Source organism: Microbacterium sp. Bi121, from assembly GCF_918698005.1.
Classification (GTDB): Bacteria; Actinomycetota; Actinomycetes; order Actinomycetales; family Microbacteriaceae; genus Microbacterium.
The window spans coordinates 85,347-109,676 of record NZ_CAKKLJ010000003.1 but is presented as its reverse complement, the minus strand read 5'-3'; the positions used below and the strand labels follow the sequence as shown (position 1 = coordinate 109,676).

The following is a 24,330-nucleotide window of genomic DNA, read 5'->3' as shown; positions in this document are numbered from 1 at the left end:
GCGGCTTTCAGGACCCGGCGACTTCGGGCGTCGATCCCTGCCGCGCCTCCCATGCCTCGCGCATGAACCGGCGCACGTCCTGATCGACCCGGATGTCGCTCGGCCGCAGCGGTCGCGACAGGTACAGGCCGTCGAGCGAGGTGAGGCGGGACAGCGCGACGTACGTCTGGCCCGGCGCGAACGCCCCGCCACCGAGGTCGATGATCGCGCGGTCGTACGTCTTGCCCTGCGACTTGTGAATCGTCACGGCCCACGCGAGCCGCAGCGGGAACTGCATGAACTCGGCGATCACGTCGCGGCTCAGGGTCTTCGAGTTCGCGTCGTACGAGTAGCGGAACCGCTCCCAGACCGCAGGCTCCACATCGACGTCCTCGCCGTCGATCTCGACGCGCACCGAGCCGCCGAGGATGCGCTTGACGGTGCCGATCGTGCCGTTCACCCATCGCGGCGGTTCGCCCGTCATCGACACGTCGTTGCGGAGGAACATCACCTGCGCGCCGACCTTGAGCTTCAGCTCGGCATCCGCCGGGTAGTTGCCGTCCCCGCGTCCGAAGTCACCGTTGATCTCGGCACGCGCTGTCTGCTCCTTGCCGGCGAGCGCAGCCAGGTGCCGGCGGTTGATGTTGTTGACGATGTCGTTGCGCGTGGCGAGCGTGATCATCGGGATCTCGCCCGGCTCCGGGTCAGGGGGCGTCCTGGTCCCCTGCGCGTTGAGCACCTCGGCGATCTCTGCGGTCACCCGTCCGTAGCGCACGGCGTTCAGCATGGCCTTGAACCCGTCATCGGACTGCCGATGGATCTGCACGAGCTCGCGCACGTGCAGGGGCGCTCCGTGCCTGCCGAGATCGATCAGGCCGTCTGCCTCGCCCATGGTCGCGCCGGCCCACACCTTGGCGTCGAAGAACCAGAACGAGCGGTAGTGGTCCTGCACGTAGCGCAGCTCGTCGCCGCGCGGTGGCACAGGGGCGAGCTGGTACGGGTCGCCGAACATGACGACCTGGACGCCGCCGAACGGCTCGGCGCGACGGCCTCGTGCCTGACGCAGAGCCCGGTCCATGCCGTCCATGAGATCGGCGTTGACCATCGACACCTCGTCGATCACGAGGGTGTCTATGGCGTTCAGGATGCGACGGGTGGCGTCGTTCTGCTCGATCTCGCTCTCGGCGATGAGTCCGATCGGCAGCCGGAACAGCGAGTGGATCGTCTGGCCCTCGACGTTCAGCGCCGCGACACCGGTGGGGGCGCAGATCGCGATCTGCTTCTGCGTGTTCCAGGCGAAGTACTGCAGCAGCGTCGACTTGCCCGTGCCGGCGCGGCCGGTGATGAACACGTGCTCTCTGGTGTCCTCGATGAGCCGGAACAGCTCCTGCTGCTCGTCGGAGAGGGCGGGGAAAGACACGACTCTCATCGTACGTCGCTCACCGTCACACGCTCGGCACTGTCACAGGCCCGTCCTTCTAGACTTGGCGCCATGGATCAGCCCTCGACGACGCCCGCGCGCCGTCGATTGTGGTTCGATCTCACCGCTCTCGCCGTGGTCGGAGTGCTGCTGCTCGCCGCTCTCGGCGCCGGCGCCCTGGTGCTGTACAAGCAGTTCTACGGCCCATCGGCGTTCGTCACGCGTTACATCGACCTGCTCGCCACCGGCCACGCCGCCGATGCGCTGCACATCCCTGGGGTCTCGATCGACAGGGAGGTCCTCGAGCGTTCGGGCATCGACCCAGCAGCATCCGAGGCGATGCTGCGAAAGGCCGCTCTCGCGCCGCTCAGCGACGTCGAGGTCGTCGGCGAGAAGACGGACGACGGCGTCACCTCGGTGACGGTCGAGTACGTCGCCGGCGGCCACGCCGGATCGTCGACGTTCCAGGTCGAGCAGGACGGCTGGGCGGGCGTCACCCCGAACTGGCGATTCACGCAGTCTCCGCTCGCCGCCGTCGCACTCACCGTGCTCGGCGCCGACCACTTCGCCGTCAACGGCTTCGAAGTCGACCGCAACCAGATCTCGGCGGCGGGTGCAGATGCTGCGCCGACAGATCCGTTGCCGCTGCTCGTGTTCACACCGGGGCTGTACTCGGTCACCGTCGACACCGCGATCGCGACGTCGCCGGGCGTGAGCTTCCTCGCCGACTCCCCGCTCACTCAGACCCCCGTCGAGCTGCAGACCGAGCCGACGGACGAGTTCGTCGGGGTCGTTCAGGACCGGGTCGAGGAGTTCCTCGACGAGTGCACGACGCAGGAGGTGCTGCAGCCCACCGCGTGCCCGTTCGGCCTCGAGGTGCAGAATCGCATCGTCGCGCCGCCGGTGTGGTCGATCACGACGCAGCCGACCGTGACCGTCGAGCCGGATGGCGGACACTGGATGATCCCGCCCGCGGATGCCGTGGCGCACATCGAGGTCGACATCCGATCGCTGTACGACGGATCGGTCGAGCACGTCTCCGAGGATGTGCCGTTCCGGGTGGACGGCACGATCACGATTCTGTCGGACGGCTCGGCATCGATCCGCGTCGGCAATCCGGGCGGCAGCTGAGTCAGCGGGCCGCTTCGCGCTCGTCCTTCGCGGCGAGCGCCGCGAGCTTCGCGTTGTACTCCTCGAGCTCGGCATCACCCGTGCGATCGGCGTTCCGGTCCGTACGACGCTGCACCTTGGTGTCGTCACGGCTCCACTGGATCGCCACGGTGATCGCGAGGATCAGTGTGGGGATCTCTCCCACCGACCAGGCGATGCCGCCGCCGATGTACTGATCCTCCATGGGGGTGGGTCCCCAGGTGCGCCCCATCGCGCCGAACCACTCGGCGACCATGAGCCCCTCCTGCATCATGATCGCCATGCCGAAGAAGGCGTGCATCGCCATGACGGCGATCAGCGTGATCAGGCGGCCGGGGTACGGCAGCCGATACGGCACCGGGTCGACGCCGACGAGGCTCATGACGAACAGGTAGCCGGAAATCAGGAAGTGGATGATCATCCACTCGTGGCCGAGGTGCTCGTACATCGCCCACCGGACCAGATCGGTGAAGTAGAAGCCCCAGAGCGAGCCGACGAAGATCCCCGCCGCCACGAACGGGTGCGTCACGACGCGGGAGAACGGCGAATGCACGGCCCACAGGATCCATTCGCGTCCGCCGCGGGTCCCGTCATCCCTCTTGTGGATGCTGCGCAGAGCCAGCGTGATCGGTGCGCCGGACACCAGCAGCAGCGGGATCGCCATCGACAGCACCATGTGGCCCATCATGTGGACGCTGAAGAGGTACTCCTGGTACAGGTTCAGCGGTCCGCAGGTCACCCAGAACAGCAGAGCCAGGCCCAGCATCCAGAACACGGTGCGGTGGATCGGCCAGCGATCGCCCCGCCGATGCAGGCGCCACACGCCCGCGATGTAGAAGAACACGCCGAGAGCGGCGGCCAGCGCCCACAGGATGTCGAAGTCCCACGCTGTGAACCATCTGTCGAGTGTGAGCTCGGGCGGCAGCGGTGAGGTCGTGAGGATCTCGGCCGGCGTCTGGCGGACCGCGGCCGTGTCGCCTGTGGGCGGGGGCGTGCGCGCGAGGGCCGCGGCGGCACCGGATGCCAGGCCCATGAGCGCGACCTCACCGAGCACGAGCATCCAGAACCAGCGCGACGCGCGTTCGCCGTCCATACGTGGAATCAGCCGAGTGCGGTACCAGGCCCCGAGCAGGCCCATCCCGCACAGCAGAACCGCCTTGGCGATGATGATGAGGCCGTACGGCGACCAGAGTGCGTCCCAGCTGCCGAGGCCGACCGTCGAGCGCACGACACCCGAGACGGCCACGACGAAGAACGCGACGATCGCGAGGCTCGAGTAGCGGCTCACGAGATCCTTCGCATCGACGCCCTTCGCGAGACGCAGGACGACGAGGAGCATGAGCCCGCCGAGCCAGACGGCAGCGCCGATGGTGTGCAGCAGGATCGAGTTCACGGCGATGACGTGCCCGGACAGTTCGCCGGAGTGCCCCTGCTGCGCCATCGGGACCAGCGCTGCGAGCGCGATGACCGCGGTGATCAGCGTCGGGGTCCAGGTGCGCCAGGCGAACGCGAGGATCGTGACGAGCGCGCCCATGATGGTCGTGATGAGCCAGGCCTGGCCGAGCGGGAGGGCGAGCAGGAATCGGCCGAGCTGCTCGCCGAACTGCTGCTCCAGGCTGATCTGAGGGTTGAACGCGGCGAGGAACGTCAGGAATCCGGTGGCAGCGGAGGAGACGGTGAAGACGGCTGCGCCGATGGATGCCGTGTCCATCGCCGTCTCGAACGGCTTCTCCCCCGCGCGCAGCGCGAACAGGGCGAGCACCATCGGACCGATCATGAGCGCCGCGCTGAGATTGTTCACCGTCCGGGCGATCGGGAGGCTCCAGCGGATGACATCACCGGGGTCGCCCACGAGGAGCGGGGCGGCTCCTCCGCCGAGGATGAGTGCGACGACGAGCGCGAGCGCGGTGCTCACGCTGAGGATCAGGATGCCGGCGCCGCGGTACGACGAGACGGAGACGGCACCGGGAGAACTCATTCCTCAAGCCTAAGCTCGCGCGGGTGTCCTTGCCGCCGCGGAGACCACGAAGGCCGCCCCGATCGGGACGGCCTTCGTGGATGGAAGCAGTCTTACTTGACGGCAGCCTTGAGCTTGGAGCCGGCGGTCACCTTGACGCGCTTGCCGGCCGGGATCTTGATCTCGGCGCCGGTCTGCGGGTTGCGGCCGGTGCGGGCAGCGGTGTCGACCTGCTCGAACGAGATCCAGCCCGGGATCGAGACCTTGCTGCCCTTGGCAACAGCGTCGGACACCGTCGCGAAGAGCGAGTCGAGGACGCCCGAGACGGTGGCCTGGCTCTGGCCGGTGGCGGAAGCGATGCTCGCGACGAGCTCGGTCTTGGTGATGGACTTGTCAGCCATGTCATCCTCCAGCGACGATGTCACGTCGCATTGTCGTTTTAGTCGGAGCGGGTGCTCCTGGTCGATCGACCGCCTCGAATGTATCAACCGAGACCCGTATTTCCGCGTCATTTCGCGGGTTTTGGGCTTTTCTCAGGCGTGTCGCACCACTTCAGTCACTCCAGTCACACGATTTCGGGTCCTCAACCCGCCCGATGAGCCTCGATCACGGCGAGGGCGGTGCGCTCGAAGGCGGGGGTCACGCGGGCCTCTCCGTCCAGATACCCGCCGACGAGGGCCGCATCGCGCAGCAGGACGAGGGACGCTGCGACCTCCTCGGGCCTCTCGAGGCCGGCTGAGTCGGCAACCGTCTGCAGTGTCGCGCGGAACCACTCCCGGTGTTGATCGATGAGACGACGCACCTCGCCGTTCGCGTCGGGATACTCGGCCGCCGCGTTGATGAACGGGCAACCGCGGGTGTGGCGATCACGGATGTCGGCGGCGATGCCGTTGATCACTGCATCGAGCAGTGCGTCGGGGTCGGCGACACCCTGCCCGGCGGCGGCGAACAGCGCGCGGAGGCTCTCGTCCTCGTGCCCGAGGTAGGCGAGGACGAGGTTCTCCTTGCCGCCGAACTGCTTGTAGAGAGTGGCGCGGGTGACCCCGGCCTCCTCGATGACGCGGTCCACGCCGACGGTGTGGATGCCCTCCTCGTAGAAGAGACGGGTCGCGGCGGTGATCAGCCGCTCGCGGGCGGGACTGGGGCGCTTCGTCGTGGTGTTCATCATGGTCCTCTCTCATCGTGGCATCCGGATCGCCGGCATCCCGACAACCGATTCATGATCGTCGGGAATAGAACGTGATAGATAGAACGTTCGGTCTACTATCAGGATTCCCGACCAGGGACCGACACCGAGAGAAGAAGGCAATGAACACCACCGACAAGATCCCCATCGTCCTGATCCACGGCCTGTGGATGACGCCGAAGAGCTGGGACACCTGGGCCGAGCGCTTCCGAGCGAAGGGGCACGAGGTCATCGTCCCCGGTTGGCCCGGCATCGATGATCGGAGCGTCGCGGACATCCGCCGTGATCCGTCCGCCCTGAAGGGCATCGGCCTGAAGCAGATCGTCGACCATTACGAGCGCATCATCCGCACTCTCCCTGTGAAGCCGATCATCATGGGTCACTCCTTCGGCGGCGTCATCACCCAGATGCTTGCCGACCGCGGCCTCGGCGTCGCCTACGTCGGCGTCGCCCCCGGGCAGACCGCCGGCATCTCCACGCTCCCGCTCCCGACGCTCTGGACCGGCACCCCGATCCTGTCGAATCCCTTCGGCCGCAACGGCGCCAAGGCCCTGTCCAAGCGCCACTTCCACTTCACCTTCGGAAACGATCTGACCCGCGGCGAGTCCGACCTCCTCTGGGAGCAGTACGCCGTCAACTCGTACAACCGGGTGTTCTTCGAGGGCGTCGCGTCCGCATTCAACGAGAAGGGCGGCGTCACCCACGTCGACTACGCGCGCGACGACCGCGCTCCGCTCCTGATCATCACGGGCGAGATCGACCACGTCGTGCCGCCTGCGATCGGTCGTGCGATCGTCAAGAAGTACCGTTCCACCGAGAGCGACGCGGTCATCGAGTACAAGGAGTACTCCGGGCGCACGCACCGGCTGGTCAGCCAGGACGGCTGGGAGCAGATCGCCGATGACGCGCTCGCCTGGGCCGTGGCGCACTCCGCACCCGTTGCGTGAACCACGCCTCCCGACAACGCGAAAGGGGCGAGGATCCGAAGATCCTCGCCCCTTTCGGTGATGAAGCGGTTCTTACCAGCTGGACTTGGTCACACCGGGCAGCTCGCCACGGTGGGCCATGTCGCGGAAACGCACACGCGAGATGCCGAACTTCGTCAGCATTCCGCGGGGGCGTCCGTCGATGGCGTCACGCGAACGCACGCGAACCGGCGACGCGTTGCGCGGCAGCTTCTGCAGGCCGACGCGAGCGGCCTCACGGGCCTCGTCGGTTGCGTTCGGGTCGACCAGGGTCTTCTTCAGCTCGGCACGACGCTCCGCGTAGCGGGCGACGATGACCTTGCGCTGCTCGTTGCGAGCGATCTTGCTCTTCTTCGCCATGTTTAGCGCTCCTCGCGGAATTCGACGTGCTTGCGGACCACCGGGTCGTACTTCTTCAGCACGAGACGGTCGGGGGTGTTACGACGGTTCTTCTTGGTCACGTAGGTGTAACCGGTGCCTGCCGTCGAACGCAGCTTGATGATGGGACGTACGTCCTGAGCCTTCTTGGCCATTAGAGCTTCACACCCTTCGCCTGGAGGTCCTTGACCACGTTCTCGATGCCCCGGACGTCGATCACCTTGATGCCCTTGGCGGACACGTTGAGCGTGATCTTACGACCGAGCGACGGAACGAAATAGGTCTTCTTCTGCACGTTCGGGTCGAAGCGGCGCTTCGTCCGGCGGTGCGAGTGCGAGACGTTGTGACCGAAGCCGGGAACAGCTCCAGTCACCTGGCACACTGCTGCCATGTGATTACTCCTTCATTACCGTGAGACCGGACGGCCTCACCCAAGATCCCTTGTCTGCGCGCCGTCCTTCGACAGGCTCAGGAGCCTGCGGGGGAACAGCACACGAACTGCGCACAGGAGTGTGCACAGACAAGGAGTCAGTCTAGCATGGCCTGCGCGTCGGCTGCGCCTCGGCCCCACCGGAACGGCGAGACCGTCGGATCGCCCTCGATCCAGAACCGCCAGGGGAAGGCATCCGTCCCGGCGATGCCGGCGACACCCACGCGCGGACCAGACGCGACGTCGACCACCTCCGACCCCCACCACAGCTCGGCCCGCGCCCCGTGCAGCGGTGTACCGGTGACGAAGTCGATGCCGTCATGAACGGGATGCCGCAGGCCAGAGACCTGTCCGAGCCGCCCAGGCCCTCGAGCGAGATCGCGTCCGGATCTCCCCGCCCTGCTCGACGAACCGGTACGGGATGCCGCGGCATCCGCCCCGAACGTCACGGAACCCGCACGCAGCAGCACACCGCCCGCCGTGCCCTGCGGACCGCACACGACGTTCACGCACGAGTGGATGCCGTGACTGAGGTACACGTACAGGTGCCCCGGCTCACCCCACATGGTTTCGTTGCGGGCCGTGCGCCCCATGCGCGCGTGCGAGCCGGGATCAGGCACGTCTCCGGTGCCCTGACCGTGGTACGCCTCGACCTCGGTGATGCGCAGACGCACTTCGAGGTCATCCACCACAGTGCGCAGTTCGGCACCGAGCAGCCTCGGGGCCACCTCGAGCGGCAATTCCTCGAGTTCGGGCCTTGTGGCGCGACGCATTCCTCGAGGCCCCGCTCAGAAGGCCGGCGCCATCTGGCACCACGACACGTCGAACCCGGTGAGGGCGACCAGTTCATCGCCGCTGCGGAGATCGATCAGGTGAGTCTCGAGAGTCGTCGGCAGCGGCACGAGCATGTCGTCGTACGCGTTGTCCACGAGGTTCGGGGCGACGGTCACCGCCGCGTACTGACCACTCGGCGAGGCGCAGGCCTGCAGGATCGCACTGCCTGACGGCACATCGATCAGCGACTCCGCAGCGCCGTCGTCGTCCACGCGTATTATCGACTGGCCGATCGGCAGGCCGGTGTCGTCGCGCGTGACTATGTGGCGCAGCGTGCCTCCGGGGAACGGAGTGATCGTGGTCGCCGGGCCGAAGTCCGGGTCGGATGCGGCGAGCGGAGTCTCGGACCCATCAGCCAGATTCAGCTCGACGATGCTCTGGTCGATGCGCTCGACGATCGCCGTGTAGGTTCCCCGCGAGACGCCGAGGAGCTTGGCCGCGAGCCCCAGGTTCTGCGCCCCTGCGTCACCGGAGCGGTCGTCGAGCGACAGGGCTCCGGCGAAGTCGATGAAGAGAACGGCGGCCGAGTCGGGGACGAACTGCCATTCGGCGATGCTCGCCTCGTCTCCGCCGACTTCGACGACGTGCGGCTCGCCCTCGCCGCTCAACAGCTGGGTCACCAGCACGCTGGCGCGGCCGCTGTCCTCGCTGATCTTGCGATCGGAGTAGATGTAGCCGACCAGACCACCCCGGTCGGACACCTGCACCGAGCTCACATATCCGTCTCCGGGAAGCGTCAGCTCGTGCACGTTCTCGCCCTTGTGGTCCATCACGAGCACACGGGAGCCGTCGTCGTCCTCGACAGCGACGACGAGCGATGTCGAGGTAGAGCGGTAGTCGTTGATGCGCGGATGCGTGAAGACGGGCACGGCGTTCTCACCGGTCAGGTCGGTGCTGAAGATCCTGTCGTCATCGTCTGACCGGTTGAGCAGGAACACCTCTGCTGCCGGTGTCGTGAAGGTCGTCTGCAGATCGGATGCCGGCCCCCCGCCGCTTCCGGTGGCGCCGGCGACCTTCACGGTGTAGTCGGTGGCGTCATCGAGCGGCACGGTGAAGCGGATGCCGATGCTCCGACCTGCGGCGTCGACCGTGAACGGCACGGCAGGGTCGACCGTGACCTGGGACTCGTCGATCGCCTGAAGCGACTGGTTCGCCGTGAGGATGACGCGGCTGCCGGAGACCTGGATCGCCTCGGCCGGATCGACCTGCACCTGGCTGATGCGCGGCCCCTGGAGGAGGCTGATGACCCCGAGCCCGCCCGCGACGACCACCAGCACGCCGACGACGGCGAGAATCGTGTAGAGGAAGCGGCGGCTGCGTGGGGAGGCTCCTGCGGAGGATTCCCCCTGTGCGGGATCCTTCTGCTGCGGGTCGTTGAGCGAAGGCTGCGCAGCAGCCGAAGACGAAACGGGCTGAGCGACTGAAGGGAGTCGAAGCCCCACCTCCTCCGGCGCAACAGGAACGGGCGGCACCGTCTCTGCAGAGGCACGCTCAGCGGCCTCGCGCTCAGCGGCCTCGCGAGCGGCGCGGGCCTCGGCGCGCGTCTGCGGACGGCCGGCGGGGTCGTCAGTACTCATACGGGTCCCCGGGCTCGTCGATCGCGACGACGGAGGTGGGGAGCACACGCAGAGAACCGTCGGCGTCCGCCTTCACGGTTCCGGTCACCTCGATCCACTGACCCGTCTTCACGAGATCAGGGCCGTACTCCCCGGCATCCATCGTCAGGGGCACGGCCGCCGGCTGGGCGTCGATCACGCAGTGCGTGATGATCATGCGGGTCAGGTTCACGGCATCCGCCTGACCGGGAGTGACGAAGCCGACCAGCGTGACCGGCGAGCCGTCGTAGGCCTCGGGGCGCGAGGCGGTCGCGAACACGCTCGACCACTCGCCGATGCCGAAGGTGGTGGTATCGGCGACGCCGAGCGTCGGGGTGTCAGCGCCGGCGAACAGGGGGCCGGTGGCGTCCGCTCTCGACATCGCCAACTCGACGGACAGAGAAGCCGGCGGCAGCACGAGCGCTGCGGCGACCACACCGGTCGCCACCACGCCCGCTGAGACGGTGCCGACCAGGGTGAGCGTGCGACGGCGGGGTGCCGCGTCATCCGCTTCGTCGTCGCCGATCCCGTGATCGTGCCCGTGATCCGATTCGGCACCGAGGGGCAGCACAAACGACCAGATCGCTCCGGCGATGACGACCACGGCGCCGGCGCAGGCGAACCAGATGGACTCGGGGGCGATGTACAGGGTGAGCTGGCCGGTGACGGCGAGTCCGAGAGTGACGACCGAGATGACGGCGGCGAGCCCCACACCGAGCCATCGGGTGCCGACAGCGGACCAGCGCGAGACGGGGTGCGACTCAGCCAAAGACGTTCACCCCGATTCCGATCGCGAACGCGCTCACCAGCACCACGGCGACGATCCCGACGAGGGTGCGGGCGGTGAACGTGGTGCGCAGCAGCGCGAGCATCTTGATGTCGACGAGCGGGCCGACCAGCAGGAACGCGATCAGCGCCCCCGACGAGAAGGTCGACGCGAACGACAGCGCGAAGAAGGCATCGACGTTCGAGCAGATGGCGACCGTCATCGCCAGTGCCATCATCGCAACGATCGAGAGCACAGGGTTCGAGCCGATCGCGAGGAGCATGTCGCGCGGCACGAGCACCTGCACGGCTCCGGCGAGCGCCGAGCCGATCACGAGCGCCGGCATGACGGCACGCAGCTCGATGAGGAACTGCGTGAGGCTGCGCCGCGTTGGCGTGCCGTGCTCGTGGGCGACCCGCTCGCACGTCGCCGTGAACTGGCGGGTGAGCATGGCGTCGGGGTCGGGGTGGCGGCTGTAGATCCAGCCGATCAGGTTGGCGATCAGGTAGCCGCCGATGAGTCGGGCGATGAGGATGCCGCCGTCGAAGCCGAACGCGGCGTGGGTCGTGATGATCACGATCGGGTTCACGATGGGCGCAGCGATCAGGAAGGTCATCGCCTCTGCCGGTGCGAGCCCGCGCATCATGAGGCCGCGCGCGAACGGTACGTTGCCGCATTCGCAGACCGGGATCAGCATCCCGAGCAGCGACAGCACGGCTCGCCTCGCCCAGCCGGCGCGCGGCAGCCAGCGGTGGATGAGATCCGGCGGCAGCCACACCTGCACGACGATCGACAGCACGACGCCGAGCACCACGAACGGCAGCGCCTCGATGAGGACGCTGAGCGCAAGGGTCAGTCCGTCCTGCGCGCGCGTGGGCAGGGTGTCCTGGAACAGGGCAGGGGCGAACCGGTCGATCAGGAACAGCGCGGCGATGATCACGGCGCCGATGGCGACGCCGACCCACGGCGAGCGCCTCGGTCGCTCTTGCGGAGCACGAGCCGTTCGCGGTGCCCGCGTCGGCGCGTTGGTGCTCACGCCGCCCCTTCAGCGTCCGCGCGCTTGTTGGCGCACGGCGTGCACAGCCCGAAGATGTCGACCACGTGCTCTGCCTCGCTGAACCCGTGCAGGGCCGCAGTGCGCTGGGCCCACGCCTCGACGTCCTTGGCCTCGATCTCGACGGTGAGACCGCACGAGCGGCAGATCAGGTGGTGATGATGCCCCTCGGTCGAGCAGGCGCGGTAGAGCGCTTCGCCCTCCGGGCTCTGGAGCGAGTCCGCGTCTCCGGACGCAGCGAGGCCCGACAGCGCTCGGTACACGGTGGCGAGGCCGATGCCCGTGTTCTCCTCGCGGAGGGCGGCGTGCAGGCTCTGCGCGCTCACGAAACCGCGCGCATCCGCGAGCGCTTCGCGCACTCGCTCGCGCTGCCACGTATTGCGCTGAGCCATACCGAGAGTCTAGGCCGCGGCGCTTGTCACGGGCTGAGAGCGACGCTTCACCCGCGCGCGCGAGCGCTGCACCACCCAGCATCCCGCGTAGATGAGGAACGAGATCGTCGTGATGTACGGGCTCACCGGCAGCGTTCCGGCGAGCGCGAGCAGGATGCCGCCGACAGCGGAGACGAAGCCGAACAGGGCCGCGAGCAGGGGCACCGTGAGCGGGCCGGCGGCCACGCGCATGGCTGCGGCGGCGGGCGTCACGAGAAGCGCCATGACCAGCAGCGCGCCGATGATGTGGACGCTGACCGCGACGATGAGGCCGAGCAGGACCATGAACGCCAGGCTCACGAAGCGGGTCGGGATGCCACGGGCGGATGCCGCGACCTGGTCGAGCGAGTCGAAACGGAGCGGGTTCCACATCAGCAGCAGGCCGACGAGCACGGCCGCGCTGATGCCGATCAGCCAGCCGAGATCGGGGCTCGAGACCGAGACGATCTGCCCGGTGAGCAGGCTGAAGCGGTTGGCGCTGCGTCCGTCGTAGAGCGACAGGAACAGGATGCCGAGGCCGAGGCCGAAAGGCATGAGAACGCCGACGATCGAGTTGCGGTCGCGTGCCTTCGAGCCGAGGACGCCGATCAGGATGGCGGCGATCAGCGCTCCCCCGAGCGACCCGGCGACCACGCTGCCGCCGAACAGCAGCGCTGCCGCGGCCCCCGCGAAGGATAGCTCGCTGACCCCGTGCACCGCGAAGGCGAGGTCGCGCTGCATGACGAAGACGCCGATGAGTCCGCCGACGATGCCGAGCACGGCACCGGCGATGATCGAGTTCGCGAGCAGGGCGACCAGGTCGCCGTAGTCCTGGAAGGAGAAGATGTCGCTCCAGTCGAACAGCGGCACCATCATGCGTCGTCCTCATCGTGGTCGTGTTCGTGATGCGGCTGGGCGTCCGGCGCTCCGACGACGACGAGCCGGTCACCCGCGCGCAGCACGAACACCGGAGTCCCGTACAGGTCGGTGAGCACACGGCTCTGCAGCACCTCATCTGGAGTGCCGAGCACGAAGCGTCCCCCGGCGATGTACAGGATGCGGTCGACGCGACCGAGGATGGGATTGATGTCGTGCGTGACGAACAGCACGGCGGCATCCCGTTCGCGCCGCTGCCTGTCGATGATCTCGGTCACGCCGACCTGGTTGGCGAGGTCGAGGTTCGACAGCGGCTCGTCGCACAGCAGCAGCGTGGGCTCGTCGGCGAGCGCCTGGCCGACCCGGAGACGCTGCTGTTCGCCACCGGACAGCAGGCCCACACGGCGGTCCGCGAAGTGCGCGGCGCCGACACCCTCGAGCAGTGCGTCGACGCGGGCACGATCGCCGCGGCGAGGGATCGGCAGGCCGAAGCGCGTGCCGTTGACCCCGAGGGCGACGACGTCGCGGGCCCGCATGCTGGTGTCGGGCGGCAACGGTCGCTGCTGGGGGATGTAGCCGATGCGCGGATTGCCGCGCTGGACGGGCTGGCCGGCGACCCGGATGCTGCCGGCGCTCAACGGCTGCAGACCGAGGATCGCCCGCATCAGCGTCGTCTTGCCAGAGCCGGATGGACCGAGCACGGCGATGAACTCGCCGGGCTCGACGGTCAGGTCGAGACCCGACCACAGCTCGCTGTCACCGCGCCGGAGGGCGGCTCCGGCGATCTCGAGGACGGGTTCCGCTTCGCGTGCGACCTCCGCACTCACGAACGGAGTGCGTCGGCGAGGCTCTGGATCGCGTCGTGCATCCACTCAGAGTACGACGATCCGTCTTCGAGCAGCTCGCTGAAAGCGACGACGGGGATGCCGGCATCCTTCGCCGCCTGCTCGACCCGCTCGGTCTCGGAGCCTCCGGTCTGCGCGTTGGTGAGCACGACCTTCACGTCGCCGCTCTCGATGACGTCGAGCGCGTCGAGCAGCGTGGCGGGCGCCACGTCGCTGCCCTCCTCGACGGACTCCGCGAATCCCTCGGGGGTGAGGTCGGTGAGGCCGGCCGCGGCGGCGATGTAGCCGGGCAGCGGCTCGGTCATGAAGACACCCGCGCCGTTCGCCTCGGTCTTGATCGTCTCGAGCTGGGCTTCGGCGTCTTCGATGTCGGCGATGATGTTCTCGGCGTTGGCGGTGAACGCGTCGGCGCCGTCGGGGTCGAGCTCTGACAGCTCCTCGGCCAGACCCTCCACGACGTGAGTCATCGTGTGCGGGTCGAACCAGACGTGCTCGTTGAATCCCTCGATGTGATCGTGACCTTCGTGACCCTCTTCATCAGCGTGGTCGTGGCCCTCCTCGTCGGCCGCGTGGTCGTGAGCGTCGGCATCCTCGCCTGCGTCTTCGCCGTCGTGGCCCGCGTTGCCCGGGTAGTCGTGCGAGAACTCGGCCGCCGTGAAGACGTGCGCGTCGGATCCATCGAGGAGCGTGTCGATGAAGGCGTCGTATCCGCCGCCGTTCTCGACGACGAGGTCGGCGTCCTGCATGGCGAGGCGATCGCGGGCGGTGGCCTCGTAGGAGTGGGGGTCCTGGGTCGCCGAGTCGATGATCGTCGTCACATCGACGCGATCACCGCCGATCTGCTTCACGAGCGAGCCGTAGATGTTCGTGCTCGCGGTGACGTGGATCAGTCCGTCGTCGGCGCCTTCGCCGCCCGCTGTGGAGCATCCCGCGAGGACGAGGGCGGATGCGGTCAGGAGCGCGGCGGCGTGGAGCTTGTGCATACTCCGATGCTACACGCTAATGATAACCATTCTCACCACGAGATGACTCTCGTGGGCGGGAGACGCTACGCGGGCCCTCAGTCGACGAGCAGGGCGGGCTCCTCGAGGATCGCGGCGACGTCCGCGATGAAGCGGCTCATGCCGTCGCCGTCCACGACGCGGTGATCGAACGAGCCGGCGACGGTCGTCACGTACCGAGGGCGGACCTCGCCGTCGACGACCCAGGGCTTCTGGCTGATCGTTCCCATGGCGAGGATGCCCGCTTCACCGGGGTTGATGATCGGGGTTCCGGCATCCATGCCGAACACGCCGATGTTGGTGATCGTGAACGTGCCGCCCTGCTGGTCGGCCGGCGGCGTCTTGCCGTCACGGGCCGTGAGGGTGAGACGGTTGAGCGCGCGGGCGAGGTCCTTCATGCTGAGCTCCTGCGCGTCCTTGATGTTCGGGACGAGCAGGCCGCGCGGCGTCGCCGCGGCGATGCCCAGGTTCACGTAGTGCCGGACTGCGATCTCGGCGCCGTCGTCGGTCTCGACCCAGGCTGCGTTGACCATCGGGTTCCGGCGAATGGCCCAGATCACGGCGCGGGCCACGATCAGCAGGGGAGAGACCTTGATGTCGGCGTAGTCCGGCGACGACTTCAGGCGCTTGACGAGCTCCATGGTCCGCGTCGCGTCGACTTCCTTCCACACCGTCACGTGCGGCGCGGTGTAGGCGCTGCGCACCATGCCGGCAGCAGTGACCTTGCGAACGCCCTTGACGGGGATCGACTCGGTGCGCTCCGCATCGACCCCGGGCCGACCGGGCTCCGAGCCGCGTGACAGGCCGACGGGCGCGATCGACGCCGGCACGGTCTCCTCGCGGACATCGCCCCACTCCGGCGTCTCGATGTTGCGGAACACGCTGGCCTGCGCCGCATGCGCCACCACGTCGTCGCGAGTGACCTCGCCGTCCGCGCCGGTGGGGGTGACAGCGGACAGGTCGACGCCCAGGTCACGGGCGAGCTTGCGGATGGGGGGCTTCGCGATCACGCCGACCGATGAGCGCACGGGCCGGACGGCGGGGCGGCTCCTGCGAGAGGTCGCGCCGGCGCCGGTGCCGTACCCGACCAGAACCGATCCTCCGGTCTCCTCGCCTGCCGGCGCGGGGTTCGGCGGAGTCGTTCCGGGCGCGGCATCCGAGACGAAGCTGATGATGGGCGACCCCACCTCGACCGTCGTCCCCTCGCCGACGAGCAGCTCGCCGACGATCCCCGCGTACGGCGACGGGAGCTCGACGAGCGATTTGGCGGTCTCGATCTCGACGAGCACATCGTTGACGGCGACCGAGTCGCCGGGGGCGACCTTCCACGCCACGATCTCGGCTTCGGTCAGGCCCTCGCCGACATCGGGGAGGTTGAAGTTCTGCGTGCTCATGCGTGTTGCCCTTCGATCGGACGGATTTTCAGTAGGCCATCGAGCGGTCGACGGCTTCGAGGATGCGATCGGCATCCGGCAGGAACGTGCCCTCGAGCTTGGCCGGAGGGAACGGGGAGTCATAGGCCGACACCCGCAGCACCGGCGCCTCGAGTGCGTAGAACGCGCGCTCCATCACCGTCGCGGCGATCTCGCTGCCGACGCTGGCATGGCCGGACGCCTCCTGCGCGTAGACCATGCGCCCGGTCTTGCGCACCGAGTCGAGGATCGGCCCATAGTCGACCGGCGACAGCGATCGCACGTCGACCACCTCGCAGCTCGTGCCCTCGCCCTCGGCGATCGCGGCGGCCTGCAGCAGCGTCGTCACCATCGCCCCGTGTCCGACCAGCGTGATGTCCGTGCCGGTGCGCACGACGCGCGACGAGTGCAGCGGCACAGCCGACTGCTCGACGTCGACCTCGCCCTTCTGCCAGTACCGGCTCTTCGGCTCCATGAAGATCACCGGGTCGTTCGACGCGATCGCCTCCTGGATCATCCAGTACGCGTCGTTCGGGGTCGACGGCGACACGACACGCAGACCCGGCGTGTGGGCGAAGTACGCCTCCGGGCTCTCCTGGTGGTGCTCGACGGCGCCGATGTGCCCGCCGTATGGGATGCGGATCACGATCGGCATCGTCACAGCACCCTCGTGGCGGTTGGTGAGCTTCGCCAGCTGCGTGGTGATCTGGTCGAACGCGGGGAAGACGAATCCGTCGAACTGGATCTCGATCACCGGTCGGAACCCGGCCATCGCCAGTCCGATCGCCGTGCCGACGATGCCCGACTCCGCGAGCGGAGTGTCGAGCACGCGCTGCTCGCCGAAGTCGCGCTGCAGGTGCTCGGTGATGCGGAACACGCCGCCGAGCTTGCCGATGTCCTCGCCCATCATGAGCACGCGGGAGTCGTCCTCCATGGCCTTGCGCAGGCCGGCGTTGAGCGCCTTGGCGAACGGCAGCGTCTCGAGAGTCATGCGTGCGCTCCTTCAGCGCCGAACGACGCTTCGTACTGCTCGCGCCATGCGCGCTGCTCGTCCATCGGCGGATGCGGCTCGCTGTAGACATGATCGAAGATCTTCGACGCGGGCGGCGGCCCGAGTTCGAGGGTGCGCGTGCGCAGGTCGTCCGCGGCGGCGGCGCCTTCGGCATCCGCCTCGTCGAAGAACGACCCCGCGGCGCCCTTGCCCTCGAGGAAGGCGCGCATGCGGGCGATCGGGTCGCGCTGCTGCCAGGACTGCTCCTCGTCGCTGGTGCGGTACTTCGTCGGGTCATCGCTGGTGGTGTGCGCGCCGAGACGGTAGGTCTCGGCTTCGATCGCGCGCGGCCCGTTGCCTGCGCGCGCCTCGTCGAGCGCGATCCGAGACACGGCGTAGCTGGCGAGCACGTCGTTGCCGTCGACACGGACGCTCGGGATGCCGTATCCGCTGCTGCGCTGCGCGAACGGCACCCGCGTCTGCGTCGACACCGGAACCGAGATCGCCCACTGGTTGTTCTGCAGGAAGAAGACGGTCGGCGCCTGGTAACTCGCGGCGAAGACCATCGCCTCGTGCACGTCGCCCTGGCTGGATGCCCCGTCGCCGTAGTAGACCATGACGGCCTCGTCGCGCTCGGGGTCGCCGGTGCCCGAGCGGCCGTCGAAGGCGAGGCCCATGGCGTATCCGGTGGCGTGCAGAGTCTGCGAGCCGAGCACGAGCGTGTACAGGCGCGTGTTCCCGTTGACGGGATCCGTCGGATCCCAGCCTCCGTGCGAGACGCCGCGCATCAGCTTGATGATGCCGAGCGTGTCGACGCCCCGGATGCGGGTCACGGCGTGCTCGCGGTAGGACGGGAACAGCGTGTCCTGCGCGCGGGCGGCTCTGGCGGATCCGACCTGAGCCGCTTCCTGACCCCGACTCGGCGGCCAGAGGGCGAGCTGCCCCTGCCGCTGCAGGTTGGTCGCCTGGTTGTCGATGGCTCGGATGACGACCATGTCGCGGTAGAACTGCTCGAGCTCCGTGTCGCTGATCGCCTCGATCAGCGGCAGGTACTGCTCGGCGGCTGCGTTCGGCGCGTATCGGCCGTCCGCCTCCAGGACGCGTACGAATTGGGTCTCTGACGAGGTCACCGTTCCACGCTATAGGCCTGCGCATGCCCCGTCACGCATAGCTAGGACACCCTTGCAAGTGCCCGGAATGCGGAGGATGACGGCTCAGGAGTGCACGTCGGCGGCGACCCGGAGCACCTTCTCGATCGATTCCTGCTCGCCGACGGAGATGCGGATGCCGTCGCCCGAGAAGGGCCGGACCACGATGTCAGCGCCGCGGAAGGCCTCCGCGATCTCGTCGGTGCGCTCACCGGTGGGCAGCCAGACGAAGTTCGACTGCGTGTCGGGCACGTCCCAACCCTGGCTGCGCAGACCGTCGGCGAGTGCTGTACGCCGTTCGACGATCACGGCGACGCGTTCGAGGAGTTCGGCCTCGGCATCCAGGCTCGCGATCGCCGCGGTCTCGGCGGCAGAGGTGACCGACAGCGGGATGCCGGTCGCGCGGGCTGCATTGAGCACCTGGACGTGCCCGATCGCGTACCCGACACGGAGCCCGGCGAGGCCGTACGCCTTGGAGAAGGTACGCAGCACGACGATGTTCGGGTGCGTCTCGAAGACACGTTCACCCAGCCCGTCGACGGCATCCGCGGCTGTCACGAATTCGGCGTAGGCCTCATCGAGGATGATGAGCACGTCGGACGGGATGCGGTCGACGAACGCCGCGAACTCGGCGCTCGTGACGATCGGGCCTGTGGGGTTGTTCGGGGTGCAGACGATGATGGCGCGCGTGCGGTCGGTGACGGCATCCGCCATCGCGTCGAGGTCATGACGGCCGCCCTCTGCGAGCGGAACCTGCACGGCGGTCGCGCCGGCGACGAGCACGAGACCCGGGTACGCCTCGAAGGAGCGCCAGGCGTAGATGACCTCGTCGCCGACGGATGCCGCGGCCTGAACGAGCTGGTACAGGATCGCGACGCTGCCGCTGGCGACGTGCACGTTGTCGACGCCGACTCCGTAGCGAGCGCCGAGGCGTTCGCGCAGACGGGTCGCCGACGCGTCCGGATACCGGTTGATCGGGGTCGTGCCCTGCAGCGCCTCGAGGACCGAGGGCAGCGGGTCGAAAGGGTTCTCGTTGCTGGACAGCTTGAAAGCGTCCGGACCCGCCTGCTTTCCCTGCCGGTACGGCGCGAGCGCGGCGATCTCGGGGCGGATTCGGGGCAGGATCGGCTCGGTCACGAGTTCGAGTCTACGAGCGCGCAGCCCTGTCGCAGCAGATGCCGTGGTGGTACCATATTGGTATGGCGATGAACGTGCGGCTTCCCGAAGATCTCGATGCCCGACTCGAGGCGATCGCTCGTGCGCGACACACGTCCAAGCACGCCGTGCTCATCGAAGCCGCAGAACGATTCGTCAGCAGTGAATCCAAGACATCGCGTGTACTCGATCTCGTCGACGAGATCGGCGAGCGGTACGCCGACACGATCAAGCGGCTCGAAGACGCGTGATCGAATACATCGACCCGGAGCAGGCGCTGGCGGTCGTCGAGAAACTCGGACTGCAAGTTCGCGATCAGGGACTGTTGTTCTCCGCTTTGTCGCGACCGTCGGCGAGCATGTTCGGGGTCGATGCCTACCCCGACATTCCTCTGAAGGCGGCGGCCCTGATCAGCTCCCTTGCCCAGAACCATCCGCTGTTCGACGGCAACAAGCGGCTCTCGCTCTACCTGACGTTCGCGTTCATCCGGATCAATGGGTTCGACATCACATTCACAAACGATGAAGCGTTCGATCTCGTTCTCGCCGTCGCTCAGAGCCGCCTCGATCTCGAGGAGATCGCCGACGCCTTCCGCGCGCACATCCGCTGAGTCGAACTGTCGCAGATTCCGCGACAGTTCGCGCGTGATCATGCGAGACTGAACCCACCATGCGCTTCCTCATCAGAGTCGTCATCAACGCGTTCGCCATCTGGGTGGTGACGCTCATCCCCGCCCTCGAGGTGCAGGTCAAGCCCTTCGCGCCCGGCGAGACGCTGCAGCTCGTGCTGACGCTGTTGGCCATCGCGGCGATCTTCGCCCTGGTGAACACGATCATCGGCACGGTGCTGAAGATCGTCGCCTTCCCGCTGTACATCCTCACGCTCGGCCTGATCGGGCTCGTGATCAACGGGTTCCTGCTCTGGCTGACCGCCTGGATCACGTCCGGCTTCGGCTGGGGACTCACGGTCGGGTCGTTCTGGTGGGGCGTGCTCGCGGCCATCATCATCTCGATCATCAACGCCGTGTTCGGCGCCATCCTGCGCCCGCAGAAGCGTCAGCGCCGCGACTGAGCGGTCGCCGAAGGACGAGCGTCACTCGCGCTTCGCGACGTACTCGGTCGATTCGATGGACACCGCATCGGTGAGTTCGGCGGCCTTGGCTCGCCAGGCCTCGAGCCGGACGTCGCCGGAGTCATCGAGCATTTCGGCGGTCTCGATGTAGCTCTCCATCATGTGCGGGTGCAACCACAAGTCGTGCACGCTGTACGCGGGATCACCGACCCGCGTAGCGACGATGCTGTCGGGTGACCCTGTTCCGCCCGGCAGACCGCCCCCTGCCAGCCCGTTCACGAGGTCATCGGTGTGCCGCAGCGCGATGAGCAGTTGATCGTCGTCCAACGTGGGATGAAGGGGGCTCCCGGCCGTCACCTGAACCGTCACGTCGAACTCGCTGCCCGACGCGAGATACGCAGCGTTCATCGCCCCCTGGGAGTGGGCATAGATCTGGAGCTCATCCCCCGGCCGCGCGCCGGCCGCGTCGAGCGCCTCGACGGTCGCAGCGTATGACGCTGCTTCCTGCCCGGTGTACAGGTCGAGATTCGACTGCATGTCGAACGGCTCCGTCGGGTCGATGACGCTGCTCGGTTGGGTTCCCCGCGAGTACAGGACGAAGCGGCTGCTCCCGTCCGACATCGTGTACTTCTCCACCTTCAGTTGCGCTCCTGGCGATTCGGGGAAGCGTCTCAGTGCTTCTGCGATGCTCGATGGCGGCCCGATCGGCGCGCTCGTTCGGACGGGCGTGATCGAGACGGGCCCGGCGCTCCCGCTCAGCGTCGCGTTCGGGGCGAGCCGACCGAGACCTGCGCCGCCGAGTGCCGCAACGGCCGCGAAGATCCCTCCTCCGGCCGGAGCGCCCACCGGAGCGCCGAGGAGCTGAACGAGATCGAACTGCTGGTCGAGACCCTCGTATCGCCCGTTCTCCCACCCCGCGATCAGCCATTTCTCCATCTCGAGTACGCGCGGGTCGGCTGCCACGAGCTCGTCGATCCGATCGGACAGCACTCCTGGCGCCGCCTTCCCCTGAATCTCCAGCGCATCCAGCTCGGCCCTGCGTTCGACGAGTTCGTACACGTCAGCCATGAGCCGGGTGTTCTCCCCCGCCATCCGGCACTCCTCGTGCAGCGCCTCCGCCCTGTCCGCGCTCCCCCAGAGCGCCACGGTGTCGACGCTCGTGGATGCCGTCGGCAGGGCGACCAGGCTCCCGTGCGCCCGCCGGACAGCGGACGCGGCATCCACGAATCTCGGCGCCAGCGCGGTCAGCGCATCCGCCACCGCACGGAGCGCGTGCGGGTCGACGGCGATCGCGCCGCCGTGGGTCACCTCGAGGTCGTCGCTCATGAGATCGCCATGCTCTCTATCTCCCAGAGCCGTCCGCTGAGCTCGCCGATCTCTGCGGCGGTCCGCCCTCGCGCCTCGACGATGAGCGCGTGCAAGGCCATCGCGCCCTTGGCGTGCCACTGGCTCGCTTCGATCAGCGGCATCAAGGCCGACCCGGCGTCCTCGAGCTCGGCGATCGCATCGCGGACGGCGCGTTGCGCGGAGTACCAGGACCACAGGGCATCCGAGGACCATGCTTCGGCGACGATGAAGTTCAGCATGCCGCCAGCATCCTCCGGCACGCGCAAGGGTGCTGACGCCGAATCCACGAGCCGTGCACAGGTTCTGCCCGCGCAGCCCTGTGCAGAACAAGAGATGTGCAGAACAGAAGCCGAGGATGTACGACACAGGCCGAGGGCGGCAGAATGGATGCGTGTCCCCGACAGACCCCTTCCGCGTCATCTTCGTGTGCACGGGGAACATCTGTCGTTCACCGATGGCCGAGGCGGTCTTCCGCGACCTCGCCGAGCATCAGGGACTGGGCCCGCTGATCATCTCGAGCAGCGCCGGCACCGGCGAGTGGCACGTCGGCGAACGCGCGGACGAGCGCACGTTGGAGGCGCTCGAGCGTCGCGGGTACGACGGTGCGAGACATCGCGCCAGGCAGTTCACCGCGGCATCCTTCTTCGAGAACGACCTCGTCGTCGCGCTCGACCGCACGCATGAGCGCATCCTGAAGCAGTGGGCACCGGATGAGGATCAGGAGGGCAAGGTCACGCTGCTCCTCGCCTACGATCGCGACGCCGACGGGCTGGACGTCCCCGACCCCTACTACGCGGACACCGCGATGTTCGACGCCGTGCTGGCTATGATTGAGACCGCGACCCGAGGCCTGTTCCGGCAGCTCGAACCCGCTCTGCGTCAGAGCCGCATGCCCCGCACGACGCCCCGCATCTGAGGGCCCGATCAGGAGGACTCCCCTGACTTCTGCGACTTCCTTCCCCGTCCAGCCGCTGAGCCCCCTCGATGGCCGCTACCGCCCCGCCGTCTCGGCGCTCGGCGACTACCTCTCCGAGGCGGGGCTGAACCGTGCCCGCGTCGAGGTCGAGGTCGAGTGGCTGATCGCGCTCACCGACCGGTCGCTGTTCGAGACCTCGCCCCTGTCGGAAGCCGACAAGGAGCGTCTGCGCGGCCTCTACCGCGACTTCGGCCAGGCCGAGATCGACTGGCTGGCCGAGAAGGAAGCCGTCACGCGTCACGATGTGAAAGCCGTCGAGTACCTCGTGCGCGACCGCTTGTCCGCGCTGGGGCTCGATTCGATCGCCGAGCTCACCCACTTCGCGTGCACCAGTGAAGACGTCAACTCGGTCTCGTACGCGCTGACCGTCAAGCGCGCCGTCGAGAACGTCTGGCTGCCGGCCCTGGACGCCGTGATCGCGAAACTGCGCGAGCTCGGCGTGGAGCACGCGGATGCCGCGATGCTCTCCCGCACGCACGGCCAGCCTGCGACCCCCTCGACCATGGGCAAGGAGCTCGCGGTGTTCGCATGGCGTCTGGAGCGCGTGCGCGCCCAGATCGCGGCGTCCGACTACCTGGCGAAGTTCTCCGGCGCGACCGGCACGTGGTCGGCGCACCTCGCGGCCGACCCGGAGGCCGACTGGCCGAAGATCGCCCGTGAGTACGTCGAGGGGCTGGGGCTGGGCTTCAACGTGCTCACGACCCAGATCGAGTCGCACGACTGGCAGGTCGAGCTCTACGACCGGATGCGTCACGCCGGGGGCATCCTGCACAACCTCGCCACTGACATCTGGACCTACATCTCGATCGGCTACTTCACGCAGATCCCGATCGCGGGCGCCACCGGCTCGTCGACGATGCCGCACAAGATCAACCCGATCCGGTTCGAGAACGCCGAGGCGAACCTCGAGCTGTCCGCGGCTCTCCTCGGCTCGCTGTCGCAGACGCTGGTCACCTCGCGCATGCAGCGCGACCTCACCGACTCCACGACGCAGCGCAACATCGGTGTCGCGTTCGGGCACTCGATGCTCGCGCTCGACAACCTGCGCCGCGGTCTCGGCGAGATCTCTCTCGCGCGCGAGGTTCTGCTCGATGACCTCGACCACAACTGGGAGGTTCTCGGCGAGGCCATCCAGACCGTCATCCGCGCCGAGGTCGTCGCGGGTCGCTCGACGATCAGCGATCCGTACGCCCTGCTGAAGGAGCTCACCCGCGGTCACCGCGTGGGCGCTGCGGAGCTGGCGGAGTTCGTCGAAGGCCTCGAGATCGGGGATGCCGCGAAGCAGCGCCTGCTCGCCCTCACCCCCGCGACCTACACCGGTCACGCCGAGCGCCTCGCGAAGTAGTCCCGACCGTCGGCGAGCGACGTGCGGCGGGAGGATCTGA

At 67.9% G+C, this 24,330-nt stretch carries 28 protein-coding genes; 7 read left to right on the top strand and 21 right to left on the bottom strand.

What is annotated here, in order from left to right:
- Positions 1–7 precede the first annotated feature (7 nt).
- On the bottom strand, positions 8–1,399 hold the full coding sequence (locus LQZ87_RS05455; RefSeq protein WP_230102451.1) for an AAA family ATPase: 1,392 nt from the start codon (positions 1,397–1,399) through the stop codon (positions 8–10).
- A 72-nt stretch (positions 1,400–1,471) separates the two neighbouring features.
- Between LQZ87_RS05455 and LQZ87_RS05450 the strand changes: the two genes are divergently transcribed.
- Positions 1,472–2,530, top strand: a complete 1,059-nt coding sequence (locus LQZ87_RS05450) for a hypothetical protein (RefSeq protein ID WP_230102450.1) — start codon at positions 1,472–1,474, stop codon at positions 2,528–2,530.
- A gap of 1 nt (position 2,531) precedes the next feature.
- Here the strand turns inward: LQZ87_RS05450 and LQZ87_RS05445 are convergent, their stop codons facing one another.
- The 3 genes from LQZ87_RS05445 to LQZ87_RS05435 form a co-directional block, all read right to left on the bottom strand.
- The gene (locus LQZ87_RS05445; RefSeq protein WP_230102449.1) at positions 2,532–4,526 is read right to left on the bottom strand and encodes a cytochrome c oxidase assembly protein; all 1,995 of its coding nucleotides are present in this window, start codon (positions 4,524–4,526) and stop codon (positions 2,532–2,534) included.
- Positions 4,527–4,618: 92 nt separating this feature from the next.
- Positions 4,619–4,906 carry an HU family DNA-binding protein gene (locus tag LQZ87_RS05440; RefSeq protein WP_017203554.1) on the bottom strand — a complete coding sequence of 96 codons (288 nt, stop codon included), beginning with the start codon at positions 4,904–4,906 and terminating at the stop codon, positions 4,619–4,621.
- 182 nt (positions 4,907–5,088) lie between these two features.
- Positions 5,089–5,673, bottom strand: a complete 585-nt coding sequence (locus LQZ87_RS05435) for a TetR/AcrR family transcriptional regulator (protein WP_230102448.1) — start codon at positions 5,671–5,673, stop codon at positions 5,089–5,091.
- Between the two features lie 140 nt (positions 5,674–5,813).
- Here LQZ87_RS05435 and LQZ87_RS05430 point away from each other — a divergent pair, with 140 nt between their 5' ends.
- Entirely contained in the window at positions 5,814–6,638 is an 825-nt protein-coding gene (locus LQZ87_RS05430) for an alpha/beta hydrolase (protein WP_230102447.1), read from the top strand.
- Between the two features lie 72 nt (positions 6,639–6,710).
- Here the strand turns inward: LQZ87_RS05430 and rpsN are convergent, their stop codons facing one another.
- From rpsN to LQZ87_RS05355, 15 genes are all read right to left on the bottom strand, one after another.
- A complete protein-coding gene (gene rpsN, locus LQZ87_RS05425; RefSeq protein WP_175987619.1) occupies positions 6,711–7,016 on the bottom strand; it encodes a 30S ribosomal protein S14 in 306 nt (101 codons plus the stop codon).
- Positions 7,017–7,018: 2 nt separating this feature from the next.
- Positions 7,019–7,189, bottom strand: a complete 171-nt coding sequence (gene rpmG / locus LQZ87_RS05420; RefSeq protein WP_046014935.1) for a 50S ribosomal protein L33 — start codon at positions 7,187–7,189, stop codon at positions 7,019–7,021.
- A complete protein-coding gene (gene rpmB, locus LQZ87_RS05415; RefSeq protein ID WP_017203559.1) occupies positions 7,189–7,425 on the bottom strand; it encodes a 50S ribosomal protein L28 in 237 nt (78 codons plus the stop codon). The genes rpmG and rpmB overlap by 1 nt, the downstream gene beginning before the upstream one ends.
- A 137-nt stretch (positions 7,426–7,562) precedes the next feature.
- Complete coding sequence (locus LQZ87_RS05410; RefSeq protein WP_230102446.1) at positions 7,563–8,237, bottom strand: DNA-3-methyladenine glycosylase; 675 nt, start codon at positions 8,235–8,237, stop codon at positions 7,563–7,565.
- A gap of 15 nt (positions 8,238–8,252) precedes the next feature.
- The gene (locus LQZ87_RS05405) at positions 8,253–9,875 is read right to left on the bottom strand and encodes an Ig-like domain-containing protein (RefSeq protein ID WP_230102445.1); all 1,623 of its coding nucleotides are present in this window, start codon (positions 9,873–9,875) and stop codon (positions 8,253–8,255) included.
- Complete coding sequence (locus LQZ87_RS05400) at positions 9,865–10,662, bottom strand: TIGR03943 family protein (RefSeq protein WP_230102444.1); 798 nt, start codon at positions 10,660–10,662, stop codon at positions 9,865–9,867. Before LQZ87_RS05400 ends, LQZ87_RS05405 begins: the two co-directional genes overlap by 11 nt.
- Complete coding sequence (locus LQZ87_RS05395) at positions 10,655–11,695, bottom strand: permease (RefSeq protein ID WP_230102443.1); 1,041 nt, start codon at positions 11,693–11,695, stop codon at positions 10,655–10,657. The genes LQZ87_RS05400 and LQZ87_RS05395 overlap by 8 nt, the downstream gene beginning before the upstream one ends.
- On the bottom strand, positions 11,692–12,105 hold the full coding sequence (locus LQZ87_RS05390; protein ID WP_230102442.1) for a transcriptional repressor: 414 nt from the start codon (positions 12,103–12,105) through the stop codon (positions 11,692–11,694). The genes LQZ87_RS05395 and LQZ87_RS05390 overlap by 4 nt, the downstream gene beginning before the upstream one ends.
- Before the next feature lie 9 nt (positions 12,106–12,114).
- A complete protein-coding gene (locus LQZ87_RS05385) occupies positions 12,115–12,999 on the bottom strand; it encodes a metal ABC transporter permease (RefSeq protein WP_230102441.1) in 885 nt (294 codons plus the stop codon).
- On the bottom strand, positions 12,996–13,826 hold the full coding sequence (locus LQZ87_RS05380; protein WP_230102440.1) for a metal ABC transporter ATP-binding protein: 831 nt from the start codon (positions 13,824–13,826) through the stop codon (positions 12,996–12,998). The genes LQZ87_RS05385 and LQZ87_RS05380 overlap by 4 nt, the downstream gene beginning before the upstream one ends.
- Complete coding sequence (locus LQZ87_RS05375; protein WP_230102439.1) at positions 13,823–14,827, bottom strand: zinc ABC transporter substrate-binding protein; 1,005 nt, start codon at positions 14,825–14,827, stop codon at positions 13,823–13,825. The genes LQZ87_RS05380 and LQZ87_RS05375 overlap by 4 nt, the downstream gene beginning before the upstream one ends.
- 77 nt (positions 14,828–14,904) lie before the next feature.
- On the bottom strand, positions 14,905–16,239 hold the full coding sequence (locus tag LQZ87_RS05370) for a dihydrolipoamide acetyltransferase family protein (protein WP_230102438.1): 1,335 nt from the start codon (positions 16,237–16,239) through the stop codon (positions 14,905–14,907).
- A gap of 28 nt (positions 16,240–16,267) precedes the next feature.
- Positions 16,268–17,248, bottom strand: a complete 981-nt coding sequence (locus LQZ87_RS05365) for an alpha-ketoacid dehydrogenase subunit beta (RefSeq protein ID WP_230102437.1) — start codon at positions 17,246–17,248, stop codon at positions 16,268–16,270.
- Positions 17,245–18,378, bottom strand: a complete 1,134-nt coding sequence (locus tag LQZ87_RS05360; protein ID WP_230102436.1) for a thiamine pyrophosphate-dependent dehydrogenase E1 component subunit alpha — start codon at positions 18,376–18,378, stop codon at positions 17,245–17,247. Before LQZ87_RS05360 ends, LQZ87_RS05365 begins: the two co-directional genes overlap by 4 nt.
- An 84-nt stretch (positions 18,379–18,462) precedes the next feature.
- A complete protein-coding gene (locus LQZ87_RS05355; RefSeq protein WP_230102435.1) occupies positions 18,463–19,533 on the bottom strand; it encodes a histidinol-phosphate transaminase in 1,071 nt (356 codons plus the stop codon).
- 62 nt (positions 19,534–19,595) lie between these two features.
- Here LQZ87_RS05355 and LQZ87_RS05350 point away from each other — a divergent pair, with 62 nt between their 5' ends.
- From LQZ87_RS05350 to LQZ87_RS05340, 3 genes are read left to right on the top strand one after another with little or no spacing between them, the layout of a single operon-like run.
- Positions 19,596–19,802, top strand: coding sequence for a ribbon-helix-helix protein, CopG family (locus LQZ87_RS05350; RefSeq protein WP_230102434.1), 207 nt, complete (start codon positions 19,596–19,598; stop codon positions 19,800–19,802).
- Entirely contained in the window at positions 19,799–20,161 is a 363-nt protein-coding gene (locus LQZ87_RS05345) for a type II toxin-antitoxin system death-on-curing family toxin (protein ID WP_230102433.1), read from the top strand. Before LQZ87_RS05350 ends, LQZ87_RS05345 begins: the two co-directional genes overlap by 4 nt.
- Before the next feature lie 59 nt (positions 20,162–20,220).
- Positions 20,221–20,622, top strand: a complete 402-nt coding sequence (locus LQZ87_RS05340; RefSeq protein ID WP_230102432.1) for a phage holin family protein — start codon at positions 20,221–20,223, stop codon at positions 20,620–20,622.
- 21 nt (positions 20,623–20,643) lie between these two features.
- Here LQZ87_RS05340 and LQZ87_RS05335 read toward each other — a convergent pair whose 3' ends face one another.
- Complete coding sequence (locus LQZ87_RS05335) at positions 20,644–21,948, bottom strand: hypothetical protein (protein ID WP_230102431.1); 1,305 nt, start codon at positions 21,946–21,948, stop codon at positions 20,644–20,646.
- Positions 21,945–22,208, bottom strand: coding sequence for a hypothetical protein (locus LQZ87_RS05330; RefSeq protein WP_230102430.1), 264 nt, complete (start codon positions 22,206–22,208; stop codon positions 21,945–21,947). Before LQZ87_RS05330 ends, LQZ87_RS05335 begins: the two co-directional genes overlap by 4 nt.
- A gap of 215 nt (positions 22,209–22,423) precedes the next feature.
- Here LQZ87_RS05330 and LQZ87_RS05325 point away from each other — a divergent pair, with 215 nt between their 5' ends.
- A complete protein-coding gene (locus LQZ87_RS05325) occupies positions 22,424–22,885 on the top strand; it encodes a low molecular weight protein-tyrosine-phosphatase (RefSeq protein ID WP_230102761.1) in 462 nt (153 codons plus the stop codon).
- 22 nt (positions 22,886–22,907) lie between these two features.
- Positions 22,908–24,290, top strand: a complete 1,383-nt coding sequence (gene purB, locus LQZ87_RS05320; RefSeq protein ID WP_230102760.1) for an adenylosuccinate lyase — start codon at positions 22,908–22,910, stop codon at positions 24,288–24,290.
- The last annotated feature ends 40 nt before the right edge of the window (positions 24,291–24,330 follow it).